At 64.5% G+C, this 15,439-nt stretch carries 15 protein-coding genes; 3 read left to right on the forward strand and 12 right to left on the reverse strand.

Annotated elements, in window-relative coordinates; genetic code table 11:
• Positions 1-50 precede the first annotated feature (50 nt).
• The gene (locus tag MXAZACID_RS05890; RefSeq protein ID WP_008493242.1) at positions 51-827 is read right to left on the reverse strand and encodes an enoyl-CoA hydratase-related protein; all 777 of its coding nucleotides are present in this window, start codon (positions 825-827) and stop codon (positions 51-53) included.
• 42 nt (positions 828-869) lie between these two features.
• Complete coding sequence (locus MXAZACID_RS05895) at positions 870-1,649, reverse strand: enoyl-CoA hydratase/isomerase family protein (protein ID WP_008493243.1); 780 nt, start codon at positions 1,647-1,649, stop codon at positions 870-872.
• A gap of 80 nt (positions 1,650-1,729) precedes the next feature.
• Here MXAZACID_RS05895 and MXAZACID_RS05900 point away from each other — a divergent pair, with 80 nt between their 5' ends.
• Positions 1,730-2,359, forward strand: coding sequence for a TetR/AcrR family transcriptional regulator (locus MXAZACID_RS05900; RefSeq protein WP_008493244.1), 630 nt, complete (start codon positions 1,730-1,732; stop codon positions 2,357-2,359).
• Here MXAZACID_RS05900 and MXAZACID_RS05905 read toward each other — a convergent pair whose 3' ends face one another.
• From MXAZACID_RS05905 to MXAZACID_RS05935, 7 genes are read right to left on the reverse strand one after another with little or no spacing between them, the layout of a single operon-like run.
• On the reverse strand, positions 2,360-3,370 hold the full coding sequence (locus MXAZACID_RS05905) for an ABC transporter substrate-binding protein (protein ID WP_008493245.1): 1,011 nt from the start codon (positions 3,368-3,370) through the stop codon (positions 2,360-2,362). It abuts the gene before it with no gap.
• A gap of 27 nt (positions 3,371-3,397) precedes the next feature.
• Complete coding sequence (locus MXAZACID_RS05910) at positions 3,398-4,240, reverse strand: ABC transporter permease (protein ID WP_240376542.1); 843 nt, start codon at positions 4,238-4,240, stop codon at positions 3,398-3,400.
• Positions 4,237-5,019 (reverse strand): ABC transporter permease, encoded by a 783-nt coding sequence (locus tag MXAZACID_RS05915; protein WP_026438864.1) that lies wholly within the window; start codon positions 5,017-5,019, stop codon positions 4,237-4,239. The genes MXAZACID_RS05910 and MXAZACID_RS05915 overlap by 4 nt, the downstream gene beginning before the upstream one ends.
• Positions 5,012-5,797 carry an ABC transporter ATP-binding protein gene (locus MXAZACID_RS05920; RefSeq protein ID WP_008493249.1) on the reverse strand — a complete coding sequence of 262 codons (786 nt, stop codon included), beginning with the start codon at positions 5,795-5,797 and terminating at the stop codon, positions 5,012-5,014. The genes MXAZACID_RS05915 and MXAZACID_RS05920 overlap by 8 nt, the downstream gene beginning before the upstream one ends.
• Positions 5,794-7,050: a M20 family metallo-hydrolase gene (locus tag MXAZACID_RS05925; protein ID WP_008493250.1), complete on the reverse strand. Its 1,257-nt coding sequence runs from the start codon at positions 7,048-7,050 to the stop codon at positions 5,794-5,796. Before MXAZACID_RS05925 ends, MXAZACID_RS05920 begins: the two co-directional genes overlap by 4 nt.
• Complete coding sequence (preA, locus tag MXAZACID_RS05930) at positions 7,047-8,318, reverse strand: NAD-dependent dihydropyrimidine dehydrogenase subunit PreA (protein WP_008493251.1); 1,272 nt, start codon at positions 8,316-8,318, stop codon at positions 7,047-7,049. Before preA ends, MXAZACID_RS05925 begins: the two co-directional genes overlap by 4 nt.
• Positions 8,311-9,690, reverse strand: coding sequence for an NAD(P)-dependent oxidoreductase (locus MXAZACID_RS05935; RefSeq protein ID WP_008493252.1), 1,380 nt, complete (start codon positions 9,688-9,690; stop codon positions 8,311-8,313). Before MXAZACID_RS05935 ends, preA begins: the two co-directional genes overlap by 8 nt.
• Positions 9,691-9,802: 112 nt before the next feature.
• Here MXAZACID_RS05935 and MXAZACID_RS05940 point away from each other — a divergent pair, with 112 nt between their 5' ends.
• The gene (locus MXAZACID_RS05940; protein ID WP_008493253.1) at positions 9,803-10,462 is read left to right on the forward strand and encodes a TetR/AcrR family transcriptional regulator; all 660 of its coding nucleotides are present in this window, start codon (positions 9,803-9,805) and stop codon (positions 10,460-10,462) included.
• Complete coding sequence (hydA, locus tag MXAZACID_RS05945) at positions 10,459-11,922, forward strand: dihydropyrimidinase (RefSeq protein WP_008493254.1); 1,464 nt, start codon at positions 10,459-10,461, stop codon at positions 11,920-11,922. The genes MXAZACID_RS05940 and hydA overlap by 4 nt, the downstream gene beginning before the upstream one ends.
• A gap of 63 nt (positions 11,923-11,985) precedes the next feature.
• Here the strand turns inward: hydA and MXAZACID_RS05950 are convergent, their stop codons facing one another.
• The 3 genes from MXAZACID_RS05950 to MXAZACID_RS05960 all read right to left on the reverse strand — a co-directional run bounded on the left by MXAZACID_RS05950 (position 11,986) and on the right by MXAZACID_RS05960 (position 15,437).
• Positions 11,986-13,191, reverse strand: coding sequence for an MFS transporter (locus tag MXAZACID_RS05950; RefSeq protein WP_008493255.1), 1,206 nt, complete (start codon positions 13,189-13,191; stop codon positions 11,986-11,988).
• 66 nt (positions 13,192-13,257) lie between these two features.
• Positions 13,258-13,782, reverse strand: a complete 525-nt coding sequence (locus MXAZACID_RS05955) for a thioesterase family protein (RefSeq protein ID WP_008493257.1) — start codon at positions 13,780-13,782, stop codon at positions 13,258-13,260.
• Positions 13,779-15,437, reverse strand: coding sequence for a long-chain fatty acid--CoA ligase (locus MXAZACID_RS05960; RefSeq protein ID WP_008493258.1), 1,659 nt, complete (start codon positions 15,435-15,437; stop codon positions 13,779-13,781). The genes MXAZACID_RS05955 and MXAZACID_RS05960 overlap by 4 nt, the downstream gene beginning before the upstream one ends.
• Positions 15,438-15,439 lie beyond the last annotated feature (2 nt).

Below are 15,439 nucleotides of genomic sequence, written 5' to 3' on the forward strand. Positions count from 1 at the left end.
CCCTGAAAAAAAGCGGCATCAAAAAACTTTTACGTTTTTACAGGGGGTTTTTACTTCCCCGTCCAGCTCGGCTTGCGCTTCTCGATGAAGGCGGCCATGCCTTCCTGCTTGTCCTGGCTCGCCGCCAGGCCGAAGAACATCCGCCGCTCGAAGCGCACCCCTTCCGACAGGCTGGTCTCGAACGCGGCATTGACCAGCTCCTTGTTCGCTTTCACCGCCAGCGGGCCGAGCCCGGCGATGGTCGTTGCCTGGGCCAGCGCGGTTTCGATCAGCTTCGCCGCCGGGACGATCTCGGCCACCAGCCCCGCGCGCTCGGCTTCCTCGGCCCCCATCATCCGGCCTGTAAGGCACATCTGCATCGCCTTCGCCTTGCCGACGGCGCGGGTGAGGCGCTGCGAACCGCCCATGCCCGGCGCGGTGCCGAGCGTGATCTCCGGCTGGCCGAATTTCGCGGTATCGGCGGCCAGGATGTAATCCGCCATCATCGCCAGCTCGCAGCCCCCGCCGAGCGCGTAACCCGAGACGGCGGCGATCCAGGGCTTGGAGGTGGCGCGCAGCATGCGGTCATAGCCGGCGAATTTGTCCGGCCCGTACATGTCGGCGAAGCCCTGGGTCTGCATCTCCTTGATGTCCGCCCCGGCGGCAAAGGCCTTCTCCGAGCCGGTGAGCACCAGGCAGCCTTGCCCCGCATCCGCCTCGAACGCGGCGAAGGCGGCTTCGAGATCCGCCAGAACCTGGGCGTTGAGCGCGTTCAGCGCTTTCGGCCGGTTCAGGGTGACCAGCGTCACCGCGCCATGCTGTTCGACGATCAGCGTCTCATAAGCCATGATTTTGGCATCCTTCCTTGTGGTGCGGCCAGATTAGCATGGTTACGAAAAATCCGGCGCACGCTTGGCCAGAAAGGCCGCAATGCCCTCCTGCCCTTCCGCGCCGCGCAGGGCGGTGGCAATGGCGCGGGCTTCCCATTCCATCTGCTCCTCCAGCCCGGTGGAAAGGCTGCGCGCCAGCAGCGCCCTGGTGCCGGCCAGCGCCGCGCCCGGCCCCTGGGCCAGCGTCCGCGCCACCGTCAGCGCCTCGGCCTGCGGGTCATCGGCGACGCGGGTGATCAGCCCGATGGCGGCGGCTTCCTGGGCGCCCACGCGGCGATTGGTGAGCGCCAGCTCCTGGGCCCGGCGCAGCCCGACCAGACGTGGCAGCAACCAGCTCGCCCCCAGATCCGGCGTCAGCCCGATGGCGGTATAGGCGACTGTGAAATGCGCGGCGGGCGCGGCGATGACGATATCCCCCAGCATGGCGAGCGACAGCCCCGCCCCTGCCGCCGGACCATTCACCGCCACGACCAGCGGCTTGCCCATGCGCGCCAGGCGGGAGACGGCGCCATGCAGGATGGTGGTCATTTCCTTGGCCAGATGCGAGACCCGCGCCCCCGCCGCGGCGAAGCCGTGAATATCGCCGCCGCCGCAAAACAACGGACCATTGCCGGTGAGCAGCACGGCGCGGATGGAGGCATCCTCATCGCACTCGATGGCGGCGTCGAACAGAGCGCGGGACATCTCCGGGTTCAGCGTATTGGCCGCGTCTGGGCGGTTGAGGGTGATGCGGGCAAGCCCGCTTTCGCGGGTGAAAAGCAACGGCGGCGGCGGGTTCATGAACAAACCTCTTGGTACATTATTTACTAACGCGTAGGTTCCATGCTTCATTGCCCCCGTCAAGATGAAGCCTGGATGTGATGGATAAGAGCGCGCCCGCGATCCCCCCTTTCCGCAATGCGCGCGAGCGTGAGCAGGAGCGTGCGGCCAAGCGCGATGCTGTGCTGCGGGCGGCGGTGCGGATGTTCAATGAGCGCGGCTACCACACCACCTCGCTCGACGATGTCGCCGCCAGCCTCGGCATCTCCAAGCCGCTGATCTATCATTATCTGGGGGCGAAGGAGCAGGTGCTGTTCGAGTGTCTGCGGCTTGGAATCAGCCGGCTGCGCGAGGCGGTGCGGCAGGCCGAGGCGCTGCAAGGCAATGGGCTTGAGCGGCTGAAGCTTTTCCTGTGCATCTATGCGCAGGTGATCATGGATGATTTCGGGCGCTGCGTGATCCGCACCGGGGACGAGGTGCTGGCGCCGGAGAGCCGGGCGCAGTTCCGCGCGCTGAAACGCGAGATCGACGAGGCGCTGCGGCGGTTTCTGCAAGCGGCGTCCGATGATGGCTCGGCGCGGATCAGCGATGTGAAGCTGACCGCCTTTGGCCTGGCCGGCGCGCTGAACTGGACGGCGCGCTGGCAGGAGGCCGAAGGCGATCTGCCGCCGGAGCCGCTCGCCGCGAAGCTGGTGGATATCCTGCTTCGCGGGATTGAGCCGAGAGGATAGTTACTCCTTGATGCCGTAGGCGGCGTCGTAGATTTTATGCGTGTAGGCACCTTCCGGCAGTTTGGTGATCACCGGATCGGTCTTGTCCGCCATCAGCACGCTCACCGTACGCTGGTAGGCGGCTGGGTCGAGATAGCCGTCCTTGTCCTTGCCGTCGGTGAGCAGCGTGGCGACGGAGCCCATCATCCTGGTCTGATGCGCCGCATCCAGCACCCCGGCGGTGTCGTTATCCATCACGATTTTTACCGCTTCGGCCTGGTGGGCGGCGGCATAATCCCAACCCTGCATCGTGGCTTTTACGAATTTGGCCAGGTCGGCCGCCTTCTGCGGGTTAGCCAGCTCGGCATCGGTGGTGTAGAGCCCGTCTTCGAGCATCGCCACGCCTTCATTCTGATACTTGAAGACGACGAGCTGGTCCGGCTTCATCCCGGCTTCGATCAGCTGCCAATATTCATTATAATTCATCGTCGAAATGCAGGCGGCCTGCTTCTGCAGCAGCGGCTGCACGTTGAAGCCTTGTTTGAGAACCTTGACATCCGGGTTGGCGCCGGAGGTGGTGTAGCCGAGCTTGCCCATCCAGGCGAGGAAGGGATATTGGTTGCCGGCAAACCAGACACCCAAAATTTTGCCTTTGAAATCCTTCGGTGAGGTGACGCCGCTATCCTTGCGGCAGGTGAGTTCGAGGCCGGATTTCTGAAAAACCTGGGCGATGTTGACGAGCGGCACGCCCTTCTCACGCGCGGCCAGTGCGTCCGGCATCCAGTCCACGATCACATCGGCACCGCCGGCGGCGATGACCTGGGAGGGGTTGATGTCCGGTCCGCCGGGCTTGATGGTCACGTCCAGCCCGGCATCCTTGTAAAACCCCTTGGCCTGGGCGACGTAATAGCCGGCGAACTGGGCCTGCGTGACCCATTTCAGCTGCAATGTCAGATGATCCGCGGCCGAGGCGGCGGATGCGAAACCAAGCGACGGGGCCAGCGCCAACATCCAGGCCAGGGTCTTCTTCATGATCTTCAGCCTCTCCTATAGGGTTTTTCAGTTCGGGTTGCGGTAGGATGGATGCCAGAAGGTCACCGCCCGCTCCAGCAGCGCCAGGGCGGCGAAAGAGAGCGAGCCGGTGAGCGCGACGATGAGGATGGCGGCCCAGACGATGTCCAGATTGAGGCTGGCGGCTTCTGTCGAAATGCGAAAGCCAAGGCCAAGGATCGGCGAGCCGAAAAACTCCGCGACCACCGCGCCGATGAGCGCCAGAGTGGAGTTCAGCTTCAGCGCTGCGAAAATATGCGGCAGGGCAGCGGGCAGGCGCAGCTTGAGTAGCGTGACCGGGTAGGAGGCGGCGTAGCTCAGCAGCAGTTCCCGCTCCAGCACGCCGGCTTCACCCAGCCCAGCCGTGGTGTTGACCAGCATGGGAAAGATCGTCATCGCCGCGACCACCGCCGCCTTGGATTGCCAGCCAAAGCCGAACCACATCACCGCGATCGGCGCGATGCCGATGATCGGCATGGCGGAGACGAGGTTTCCCAACGGCATCAGGCCGCGCTTGAGGAAATCCGAACGGTCGATGGCCAGGGCCAGCAGGAATCCGCCTACGCAGCCGATAATGTAGCCGGGCAGCACGGAGCGCAGCACGGTTTGCACGAAATCCGCCGCCAGCATGCCGGCATTGGCGCTAAGGGCGGTGAAGATGGCGCTGGGGGCGGGGAGCAAAATCGCCGGAACGGCAAAGCCCTTCACCAGCGCCTGCCAGAGCCAGAGCAGCCAAAGGCCGAAGATGGCAGGGGTGGCGAGGCGCGCGGCGAGGCTCTCCCGGCGCACGCTGGCGGCCATGGCGAGGAGCGCGACGATGCTGAAGATGATGGAAAGCAGGAGATATTTCACAACCTGCCCCCGCGCTGCCAACGCAAACCGGCCTCCAGCAGCGAGATCGCGCCCAGGATGAGGGCGGAAAGCAAGGAAGCCGCCAGCAGCGCGGACCAGACCATCAGCGTCTGGCCGTAATAACTGCCGGCGAGCAGGCGCGAGCCAAGCCCGGCCTGCGCGCCGGTCGGCAATTCCGCGACGATGGCCCCCATCACCGCCAGCGCCGCGGAGACGCGCAGAGAGGGAAACAGGAAGGCGACGGAGGCTGGCAGGCGCAGCTTGGAGAAGATCTCGGACTCGCGCGCCGAGTAGGTTTGCAGCAACTCGAACTGGATTGTCTCCGGCGCGCGCATGCCTTTCACCAGCCCGACGACGATGGGAAAGAATGCCAGGTAGGCGGCGATGGCAACTTTCGGGACCAGGCCAGAGAGGCCGAGATTGCCGAGCACCACCACCACCATCGGCGCGATGGCGAGCACCGGCACAGTCTGGCTGGCGATGACCCAGGGCATCAAGGAGCGGTCCAGCGCTTTCACATGCACGATCAGCGTGGCGATGACGCCGCCGATCACGAGCGCCACGGCGAGGCCCAGCAGCGCCTCCTCCGCCGTAACCCCGGCATGGTAGAGCAGGTTACGCGGCGAGGAAAGCGGCCAGCCAAAGATGCTGTCACCAAGCGCGCCGATCACCTGGTCCGGACGCGGCAGGAGATTTGTGCCAACCAAGGCCGAGGCCGCGTACCAAAGGATGATGGCGGCGAGCGCAACAGTGGCGACCGGCAGCACGGATCTAGTCATAGGAATGCCCCGCCCGCAGCGCTGCACGCACGCGGTGCGCGACATCGGCGAAGACCGCACTATCGCGCAAGGCAAGATCACGGGTGCGTGGGAGATCGCTCTCAATGATTTCAACGATCCGGCCCGGGCGCGGCGACATGACGACGATGCGGGTGGAGAGAAACACCGCCTCATCGATGGAATGGGTGACAAAGCCGCAGGTGAGGCCTGTCGTGCGCCAGAGGTCCTGGAGATGCAGGTTGAGGCCATCGCGGGTGATCTCGTCGAGCGCGCCGAAGGGCTCGTCCATCAGCAACAAGGAGGGCTCAAAGGAGAGTGCTCTGGCGATGGAAGCGCGTTGCTGCATGCCGCCGGAGAGTTGCCAGGGAAATTTTTTCGCAAAGCCTGTCAGCCCGACCAGATCAAGATAGCGCGCGGCGCGTTCCTGCCTCTCGCGCTTTGGTAGCCCCATGATTTCCAGAGGCAGCATCACATTGCGTTCGATATTACGCCAGGCATAGAGAGCCGGCGCCTGGAATACATAGCCGTAGGCGCGCGCGCGCCTGGCCTCGGCGGCGCTGACGCCATTCACCTTCAATTCGCCACTGGTCGGCTGCACGAGATCAGCGATGGCGCGCAGCAGCGTGGTCTTGCCGCAGCCGGAAGGGCCGATGAAGGAGACGAAATCACCTGGCGCGATGTCCAGGCTGATCCTCTCAAGTGCGACCGTGCCTTTGAACTCAACGCGCAGATCACGCGCCGAAACAGCCGGGAGCTTCATCGAGCCCTCTTGGTTCATGCCGGGTGTTTCTGCGCCAGGCGCGCATCTGTCGCCAGTACGGCCTGCAGCAGCACATCCGCGCCGGCGGCGACATGCGCGGGCTCTGCGCTCTCCGCCTCGTTATGGCTGATGCCTTTCTCACAAGGCACGAAAATCATCGTCGTCGGCGCGATTTTGGCGATGTAGGCGGAATCATGTCCGGCACCGGAGACGATGCGGCGCGCGGAAAGGCCGAGATCAGTGGTGGCGCGCTCGACGGCGGCGATGCAGTCAGAATCGAAATGCACAGCAGGGGAATCCCATATACATTCGAAGGTGAAGCTGATGCCGGTGCCGAGAAGGATTTTCTCGAATGCGTCCTTCACCTCTTTTTCCATTTTCGCCACAACCTCATCGTTGGGGTGGCGAAAATCAATGCTGAAGAAAACTTCACCTGGAATGACGTTGCGGGAATTCGGCCGCGCCTCGATGAGGCCGACGGTGGAGACCGCGTCCGGCCCGTGCGCCAGGGCGATGGCCTGAACCACCTGGATCATCTTGGAGGCAGCGACCAGCGCATCCTGGCGCATGCGCATGGGCGTGGTGCCGGCATGGCAATCCATGCCCGTTACCGTCACGCCGTACCAGCGCATCCCCTGCACGCCGGTGACGATGCCGATGGATTTACCTTCATCTTCCAGGATCGGCCCCTGTTCGATATGCAGCTCGAAATGCGCGGCGAGCTTGTGGGCGCCGCAGGCTTCCGCGCCGACGAAGCCGATACGCTTGAGCTCATCGCCGAAGCGTAGGCCCTCACAATCCTCGCGCTCGTAGGCGTAGTCCTTCGAGAATACGCCGGCGAAGACGCCGGAGGAGAGCATGGCCGGGGCAAAGCGCGCGCCTTCCTCGTTGGTCCAGTCAATCAGCTCGATCGGGGCGTTGGTCTCGATGCCCGCATCGTTGAGGCTACGCAGCACTTCCAGCCCGGCGAGCACGCCAATGATGCCGTCAAACTTGCCGCCGGTCGGCTGGGTGTCGAGATGGCTGCCGATGGCGATCGGCGGCAGGCTGTTATCCTTACCCGGCCGGCGGGCGAAGATGTTGCCCATATCGTCATAGGAAACGTCGCAGCCCGCGGCGGTGCATTTATCGATCAGCCAGTGGCGGACCTGGGCGTCGAGGTCCGTCAGCGTCAGGCGTTTGACGCCGCCTTTTTCCGTGCCGCCGATTTTCGCGGTCTCGATGATGGTCTCCCAGAGACGGGCGGCATCCACGCGTAGGTTGGTGTTCATTGGGCTGGCTCCGCCACGCGCATCGGGTTATTCGGATGCTGCTTCCAGGTGAGATGCGTTGCCGTCGCCTGCGGGACCATGGTGATGCAGCCGCTCACCGGGCACACATGCGAACAAAGATTGCAGCCGACACATTCATCATCGATCACCTCGTAAATCCTCTTCTCGCCGGTCTCTTGCAGCTTGATTGCCTGATGAGCCGTATCCTCGCAAGCGATATGGCACAGCCCGCAGCCGATGCAGGCGGTGGGGTCGATGCTGGCGATGGTTTTCCAGGCCAGGTTCAGGTCGTTCCAATGCACGAAATTCTTCACCGCGCGGCCGGTGACATCTTCGATGCACGCATAGCCTTTCTCATCCATCCAGTTGGAGAGACCGCTGATCATGTCTTCGACGATACGAAACCCGTAATGCATGGCGGCGGTGCAAACCTGCACACTGCCCGCCCCCAGAGCCAGGAACTCCGCCGCGTCGCGCCAGCTTGAGATGCCGCCAATGCCGGAGATAGGCAGGCCCTTGAGGGAGCGAGCAATTTCACCGACCATGCGCAGCGCGATGGGCTTCACCGCCGGGCCGCAATAGCCGCCATGGGTGCCGAGGCCATCAACGGCGGGTTCCGGCACCATATTGTCGAGATCCACCCCGGTGATGGAAGTGATGGTGTTGATGAGGCTGACAGCATCCGCACCGCCACGCCGGGCGGCTTCGGCGGGTTTGAGAATATCCGTGATGTTGGGCGTGAGTTTCACGATCACCGGCATCCGGCTATATTGTTTGCACCAGCGCGTGACCATCTCGACATAATCCGGCACCTGGCCGACGGCAGCGCCCATGCCGCGCTCGCTCATGCCGTGCGGACAGCCAAAATTCAGTTCGATGCCGTCAGCGCCCGTGGCTTCCACCAGCGGCAGGATGCGCTTCCAACTCTCCTCCTCACACGGCACCATCAGGCTGACCACGACGGCGCGGTCCGGCCAGTTGCGTTTCACCGTGCGGATTTCGTCGAGATTGAGGTGCAGAGGACGATCCGTAATCAACTCGATATTATTCATGCCCATCAGACGCTGGCCGTTATAGCCAATGGCGCCATAGCGGGAACTGACATTCACCACCGGCGGATCCTCGCCCAGCGTTTTCCACACCACCCCGCCCCAGCCGGCCTTGAAGGCGCGCTCGACATTATAGGCTTTGTCGGTGGGTGGGGCGGAGGCGAGCCAGAACGGATTGGGTGCCTTGATGCCGGCGAAATCGATGTGCAGATCAGCCATTGAGTTCGCCTTTCATGTAGGCGTTGATGCTTTGCGCGGCGCGCTTGCCATCGGCCACGGCCTGGACGGTGAGATCCTGGCCGGGGATGCAGTCCCCGCCTGCGAAAACCCCGGGCAGCGAGGTTTGCAGATCTTCATTCACCACGATGCGGCCGGCGCGGATTGCGGGCAAGGCTTCGTCTTCCGAAATCTCCAGGCTCTGGCCGACGGCTTTCAGAACCATGTCGGCGCGTAAGATATAGCCATCCTCGCCCAGGACCAACCTGCCATCGTCCAGCTTGGTGCGGGCAAAGCGGATGCGTTGCACCGCCCCCTGCCCTTCCAGCGCCACGGGCGCCGCCCAATGGCGGAAATCCACCCCGTTCACCAGGGCCCAATCCTGCTCCACGGCGGTGGCCGGCATATCCTCGCGGCCACGGCGATAGACCAGACTCACCTGCTCCGCGCCGAGCCTCTTGGCTTGCACGGCAGCGTCGATAGCGGTATTGCCACCGCCGATCACCACCACATGGCGGCCGACCGGCACGTCCGATTTGTCGCTGGATTGGCGAAGATTTTCGATGAAACGCACGGCATCCATCACGCCTTGCAGTTCCTCGCCGGGAATGGCGAGCGCCTTCACGCCGGACTGGCCGATGGCGAGACACACCGCATCATAATCCCGGCGCAGCGTGCCGAGATCGAGTTCCCGCCCCAGCGCCTGGTTGGGAATGATCTCGATACCGCCGATGGAGATGATGAACGCGACTTCGCGGGCGGCGAAGTCGTCCGCCATCTTGTAGGCAGCGATGCCGTATTCATTGAGCCCGCCGGGCTTGGGCTTGGCATCAAAAATGGCGACAGCATGGCCTTGTTTGGCCAGCTCATGCGCGCAGGCGAGGCCGGCCGGGCCAGCGCCGAGGATGGCGACGCGTTTGCCCGTGGACGGCGCGCGGGTGAAAGGATGCTGACCGCTCGCCGCCGCGCGGGCCATGGCGGCATCTGTGGCGACGCGTTGCAGCGCGCCGATCTCCACCGGCTTATGCTGCTGGGCGGTGCGCACGCAGGCGCCCTCGCAAAGAATTTCCGTCGGGCAGACCCGCGCGCAGGCGCCGCCGAGAATGTTCGCTTCTAGAATTTTGCGTCCAGCGCCTGCGAGATTGTCGGTGGCGATGGCGCGGATGAAGCCGGGAATGTCGATGCTGGTCGGGCATGCGGCGATGCAGGGCGCGTCGTAGCAGAAATAACAGCGCGCGGCTTCGATAGCGGCTTCGTCGCGGCTCAGCAGCGGGTGCGCATCGGCGAAACATTCCGCCAGGCGCGCTACAGGCACGCGCGACGCGGCAATATCGCCACCGCCCAAATTATAAACAGAGTCTCCGGTGGCGCTCATGAAAGCTCCCGATTGGATCGCAAATCCAGCTTGACCAAAGCTGATTAAACAGTCAAGTTGTTTATCAAGATAGCGAAACAGAAATATATCCGCGAAAATCAGGATAAATTTTATGCAGTTGACGCATAAACCCGCAAAACCGCGCCAGGCCCGCAGCGAACAGGCGGAGCAGCGTATTCTCGCCGCCGCCGAGCAGGTTTTTGCAACGGCCGGGTTTGGCGGCGCCACCATGTCCGCGCTGGCGGCGGCGGCGGGGCTGCCTTCGGCCAACCTGCATTATCATTTCGGCACCAAGGAAGGGCTTTATAAGGCGGTGCTGCAGAATATCATGCGGCTCTGGCTGGAGGCGGCAGAGGGCATCACCGCCTCCGCCGCCCCCGCCCAGGCCTTGAGCGCCTACATCAAAGCGAAACTCGCCTACTCGCGCACGCGCCCCTACGCCTCGAAAGTGTTCGCCAATGAGGTGCTGCATGGGGCGGTGCATCTGCAGTCCTATCTGGGCGAGGAGCTGCGGCTGGTGGTGGCGCGGAAAACCCAGGTGCTGCAAGGCTGGATGGAAAAAGGCCAGATGGAGCCCGTTGATGCGCGGCACCTGTTTTTCCTGCTCTGGGCGATGACCCAGACCTACGCCGATTTCGACACTCAAATCCGCACCGTGCTCGGGCGTGAGGCGCTGCTGGAGGAGGATTTCGCGATTGCCGAAGACCTGATCCTGCGCCTCACCTTACGCGGCTGCGGGCTGGAGTTTCCCCTCAAGGAGCACAGAGCATGAGCCTACTCATTCGCGGCGGCACGGTTCTCACCGCCGAGCATCAGCACCGGGCCGACGTGCTGTGCGCGGACGGCAAGATCATCGCCATCGGCGAAAGGCTGGACGCCCCCGTAGGCACGGAGATTGTCGAGGCCGGGGAAGCCTACGTGATTCCGGGCGGGATCGACCCGCACACCCATATGGAGCTGCCCTTCATGGGCACCACCGCCTCTGATGATTTTTACACCGGCACCGCGGCGGGGCTGGCGGGCGGGACGACGATGATTATCGATTTCGCCATTCCCGGCCCCAACGATTCACCGCTGGAGATTTTCAAGACCTCGCGGCGCTGGGCGGAGAAATCCTGTTCGGATTACGGCTTTCACGTCGCCATCACCTCATGGTCCGCGCGCGTGGCCGAGGAGATGGGCATTCTGGCGCGCGAGCATGGGGTAAACAGCTTCAAGCATTTCATGGCCTATAAGGGCGCCATCATGGCGGATGACCATGTGCTGCTGAACAGCTTCGCCCGGGCGCTGGAGCTGGGCGCGATTCCGACCGTGCATGCCGAGAATGGCGAGGCGGTGTATCATCTGCAGCGGGCTTTGCTGGCGCAGGGGATTACCGGGCCGGAGGGGCATCCGCTCTCGCGCCCGCCGGCGGTGGAGGGCGAAGCGGCGGAGCGGGCGATTGCGATTGCGAATGTGCTCGGCGTGCCGGTTTATATCGTGCATGTCTCGACGGCGGAGGCGACGAATGCCATCGCCCGGGCGCGGGCGGCGGGGCAGCGTGTCTATGGTGAGGTGCTCGCACAGCATCTGGTGGTGGATGAGAGTGTCTACCAAAACCCGGATTGGGATTTTGCCGCCGCGCATGTGATGAGCCCGCCCTTCCGGCCCAAGCATCATCAAAAAGCGTTGTGGGCGGGGCTGGCGTCCGGGCAGTTGCAGACCACGGCGACGGATCATTGCTGTTTCCGCGCCGCGCAGAAGGCGGCGGGGCGGGAGAACTTCACCGCCATTCCCAACGGCACTGGCGGCATCGAGGACCGGATGAGCGTGCTCTGGCACCACGGTGTCGGCAGCGGGCGGATTACGCCCCAGGAATTCGTGCGCATCACCTCCACCAACACGGCGCAGATTTTCAACATCTATCCGCGCAAGGGCGCGGTTGCGGTGGGGGCGGATGCGGATCTGGTGGTGTGGGATCCGAAGGCGCGCCGGGTGATCTCGGCGAGGACCCAGCATCAACAGGTGGATGTGAATATGTATGAGGGGATGGAGGTGACCGGGCTGGCGCGCCACACCATCGCGGCGGGGAAGCTTGTGTATAGCGAGGGGGATTTGCGGGCTGAGCGCGGGGCCGGGCGCTATATCGAACGGCCTTGCTATACGCCGGTGCTGCGGGCGCAGGAGATCCGCAACCGGCTTGCCGCGCCGCAGGCCGTTCTGCGGGAGCCGGCGGTGGCGGTGACGCCTTAAAGCGAAAGACGTGGGGCGTTTTTGAAAAAGCTCCCCACATCGCCAAAAAACTTTTGCTCGCTTTTAGCCGATGCCTTTCATCAGCACCGCCTGGCGCAGCTTCCAGGTCAGTGTCAGCGCGCCCAGCACAATCAGCAACCCGAGCAGGAACACCGTCGGATAGCCCAGTTGCGCCGCCACCAGCCCGGCCAGTGGGCCGGTGAGGCCCATCGCGATATCCATGAACACGGTATAGATGCCAATCGCCGCCCCGCGGCTGCCGGCGGCGACCGGGTGCAGCGCCTCCACCGCCAAGGCTGGAAACACCAGCGAGAACCCGAACCCGGCCAACGATGCGCCAAGCAGCGCGATCAGCGGCGCCGGGGCCAGCCAGATCAGCGCCAGCCCCGCCGCCTCCACCATGAATGAGACCAGAGCCGCGCGAAACCCACCGAACCGGCCGATCGCCCCGGCCAGGACAATGCGCACCAGCACGAAGCTGACCCCGAAGGCGGTGAGCGCCAACGACGCCCCCTCCCAGCCATGGGCGACATAATAGAGCGCCATGAACGCGACGATGATGCCAAAACCAAAAGAGCCGCCGGCCAGCGCCAGCCCGTAAGGGGTCATCTGCCGGACCACGCGCCAGGCGCTCATCCGCACCGCGCCCACCAGCGGTGGCACAGCCGGGATCCTGCCGGTGAAATAGAGGCCGACCAGAGGCAGCACCACCGCCACCGCGCCGAGCAGATGCAGCCCGCCCCAGCCCGCCAGCAGCACGCCCAGAGGCGCGCCCGCCGCGATGCCGCCATAGGAGGAGACGCCGTTCCAGGAGATCACCTCGGCGGTGGCGGCGCTGCCGACCCGGCCGATATTCCAGGTGACGCAGCCCGTGCCGGTGCCGCTCTCGGCAATGCCCAGCAGCAGCCGGCTTGCCCCCAGCCAGAGCAGAATCACCAGCGGCGTGTGGCAGAAGCTGGCGATGAGGATGCAAAGCCCGTTCAGCGCGCCAAAGACCAGACCAAAGATGACGATGGTTTTTGCGCCACGCGTGTCCGAAATCCGCCCGGCCAATGAGCGGCTGACCAGTGTGGCGGCATATTGCAGGCTGATGATGGCCCCGGCCAGGGCGGCGCTATAGCCCAATTTGAAATGCACCAGGCTCGGAAACACCGCCAGCGGCAGGCCGATCAGCAGATAATTGATGCCGTTGAGCAGGGCGACGGGCAGAATGCGCAGGGTGCGCTGGCCTTTGGTCAGGCTATCCGGGTGCGGCTTGGGGGCGGTCATGGCGCGGCTTTATTAGGCGGTTTGGACCAACCCGTACATTCCGCCGGCCATGCGGCGGGCACAACCTCACCCCGCGAATTGCGCCTCCAGAGCCGCCCAATCCAAGGCCCAGCTGGGGGCGGGCGGCCCGTACGCCGCCGCGTCAGGGCGCAGCCCGGCCAGCACCGGGCCCGGCGGCACCAGCTTGCCGGCTTTCACGAAGCCGGCGCGCATCGCCGCCTTGCAGGCGATGCCCTCCGGCCCGATGAAAACCTGCTCCACATACATCCAGCGCTCATCCCAGCCGAGCAGACGCGTCTCCAGCGTGAAGCGCGCGAAAGGGGCGAGCGGGCGGCGAAAGCGCAAGGCGGAGCCCCCCAGCACCACCCCCAGGCGCTGCGCGCGCATCGCCCGCCACACGCCTGAGCGCAGGATCAGATCCGTGCGGCCGAGATCCATCAGCGCCAGATAGCGGGAATTGGTGAGATGCAGGTTGAGATCGAGATCCAGCGGCCAGACCCGGAAGCACACCCGCGAGACCTCCTCCAGCCCCAGCGCCTTGCCGCGCCAGGCGCCAAGGATGACGCATAGCAGCCGGAAGATCAGATTCATGACGCGGCCTTGGCCTGTGCCACAGCGGCCTGCTCCTCCGCCACCAGATCCTTGCGCGAGAGCTTGCCGACCACGGTTTTCGGCAGGCTGGCACGGAATTCGATGCGCTTGGGCCGTTCCACCGGGGAGAGATGATCCTCGAGGAAGGACTGCAGCTCTGCCTCGGTGAGGCTGGCCCCTTCATGCAGCGTCACATAGGCTTTCGGCACCTGGCCGCGCCTGGCGTCCGGAATGCCGATCACCACCGCCTCATGCACAGCCGGATGCCGGTAGAGCGCCTCCTCCACCATCCGCGGATAGACGTTATAGCCGCCGGAGATGATCAGATCCTTGATCCTATCGACCAGGAAGATATAGCCATCCGCGTCGATATAGCCTACATCGCCGGTGCGCAGCGCGCCCTCCACCATCACCTTCGCGGTCTCGTCCGGGCGGTTCCAATAGCCCAGCATCACTTGTGGGCCGCGCACGCAAACCTCCCCCAGCTCACCAGGCGGCAGCACGCGGGAGGGATCGTCCAGCCCACGGATTTCGACAATGGTTCCCTCCACCGGCAGGCCGATGGAGCCATCGCGCACCGCGCCGAAGATATTGCAGGCGACCACCGGCGAGGCCTCGGAAAGCCCGTAGCCCTCGACCAGCTGACAGCCGGTCAGCGCCTCGAACTGGGTGCGGATTTCCGCCGGCAGCGGCGCCGCGCCGGAGACGCAGAAGCGGATGGAGGCCAGCTCCCATTTCTCCTTCGCCGCCGCCTCGTTGATATTGGCATAGATGGTCGGCACGCCGGGGAAGAAGAGCGGGCGGGTGCGTGCCAGCGTCTTGCGCAGCAAGGCTTTGTCATAGCGCGGCAACAGGATCATGGTGAGGCCGAGCAGCACCGAAAGATTCATCGCCACCGTCATCGCCAGCACATGGAAAAGCGGCACCAGCGTGAGCATGCCAGCACCGGCCTCGATCTCGGGCAGGCGGCGATCCACCTGGGCGCAATTGGCGGAGAGATTGGCGTGGCTCAGCATCGCCGCTTTCGGGATGCCGGTGGTGCCGCCGGTATATTGCAGCACCGCGATGTCGGTCTGGGGATCGCACGGCACCGGGCGCGGCGCCCCCGCGCCCGCCCCAAGTTCTGCAAACCGCACCACCCGCGCATCCGCCGGCAGCCGTGCCAGGCTCTTGCGCCGCGTCAGCCAGAAGCCGCAGCGTTTGACGACATCCAGGCTCTCCAGCATCGAGCCGACGATGAGATGGTCCAGCCCGCCATCGGCGACGATGGGGGCGAATTTGTTATACAGCTCCGCGACATCGAGCGTCACGGCGATCCGCGCGCCGCTATCTTTCAGAAAATGCCGCAGCTCGCGCTCGACATAAAGCGGGCTGAGATTCACCACGATGCCGCCCGCCTGCAGGATGGCGAAATAGCAGATGACATAATAAGGCGTGTTCGGCAGGCAGAGCGCCACGCGCGTGCCCTTCTCCACCCCCAGCCGCTGAAACCCGGCGGCGGCGCGCGCCACCAGCCGGCCAAGCTCGGCATAGCTCGTGCGCTTGCCCAGGAAATCCAAAGCGGTGATCTGCGGCCATTGCGCCACGGCGCGCTCCAGCAGCGCGTGCACCGGCACCGCCGGGATGCTGCCGTGACGGCTATCGAATTGCAGCATGC

The organism is Acidocella sp. MX-AZ02 (assembly GCF_000306035.1).
In the GTDB taxonomy this organism is placed as follows: Bacteria; Pseudomonadota; Alphaproteobacteria; order Acetobacterales; family Acetobacteraceae; genus Acidocella; species Acidocella facilis.

Excerpts from the sequence above, each read along its gene's own strand:
- MXAZACID_RS05925 (WP_008493250.1), bottom strand. The coding sequence starts at position 7,050 with ATGAACACCAACCTACGCGTGGATGCCGCCCGTCTCTGGGAGACCATC.
- MXAZACID_RS05920 (WP_008493249.1), bottom strand. The coding sequence starts at position 5,797 with ATGAACCAAGAGGGCTCGATGAAGCTCCCGGCTGTTTCGGCGCGTGAT.
- MXAZACID_RS05900 (WP_008493244.1), top strand. The coding sequence starts at position 1,730 with ATGGATAAGAGCGCGCCCGCGATCCCCCCTTTCCGCAATGCGCGCGAG.
- MXAZACID_RS05895 (WP_008493243.1), bottom strand. The coding sequence starts at position 1,649 with ATGAACCCGCCGCCGCCGTTGCTTTTCACCCGCGAAAGCGGGCTTGCC.
- MXAZACID_RS05915 (WP_026438864.1), bottom strand. The coding sequence starts at position 5,019 with ATGACTAGATCCGTGCTGCCGGTCGCCACTGTTGCGCTCGCCGCCATC.
- MXAZACID_RS05940 (WP_008493253.1), top strand. The coding sequence starts at position 9,803 with ATGCAGTTGACGCATAAACCCGCAAAACCGCGCCAGGCCCGCAGCGAA.
- MXAZACID_RS05950 (WP_008493255.1), bottom strand. The coding sequence starts at position 13,191 with ATGACCGCCCCCAAGCCGCACCCGGATAGCCTGACCAAAGGCCAGCGC.
- MXAZACID_RS05935 (WP_008493252.1), bottom strand. The coding sequence starts at position 9,690 with ATGAGCGCCACCGGAGACTCTGTTTATAATTTGGGCGGTGGCGATATT.
- preA (WP_008493251.1), bottom strand. The coding sequence starts at position 8,318 with ATGGCTGATCTGCACATCGATTTCGCCGGCATCAAGGCACCCAATCCG.
- hydA (WP_008493254.1), top strand. The coding sequence starts at position 10,459 with ATGAGCCTACTCATTCGCGGCGGCACGGTTCTCACCGCCGAGCATCAG.
- MXAZACID_RS05955 (WP_008493257.1), bottom strand. The coding sequence starts at position 13,782 with ATGAATCTGATCTTCCGGCTGCTATGCGTCATCCTTGGCGCCTGGCGC.
- MXAZACID_RS05905 (WP_008493245.1), bottom strand. The coding sequence starts at position 3,370 with ATGAAGAAGACCCTGGCCTGGATGTTGGCGCTGGCCCCGTCGCTTGGT.
- MXAZACID_RS05960 (WP_008493258.1), bottom strand. The coding sequence starts at position 15,437 with ATGCTGCAATTCGATAGCCGTCACGGCAGCATCCCGGCGGTGCCGGTG.
- MXAZACID_RS05890 (WP_008493242.1), bottom strand. The coding sequence starts at position 827 with ATGGCTTATGAGACGCTGATCGTCGAACAGCATGGCGCGGTGACGCTG.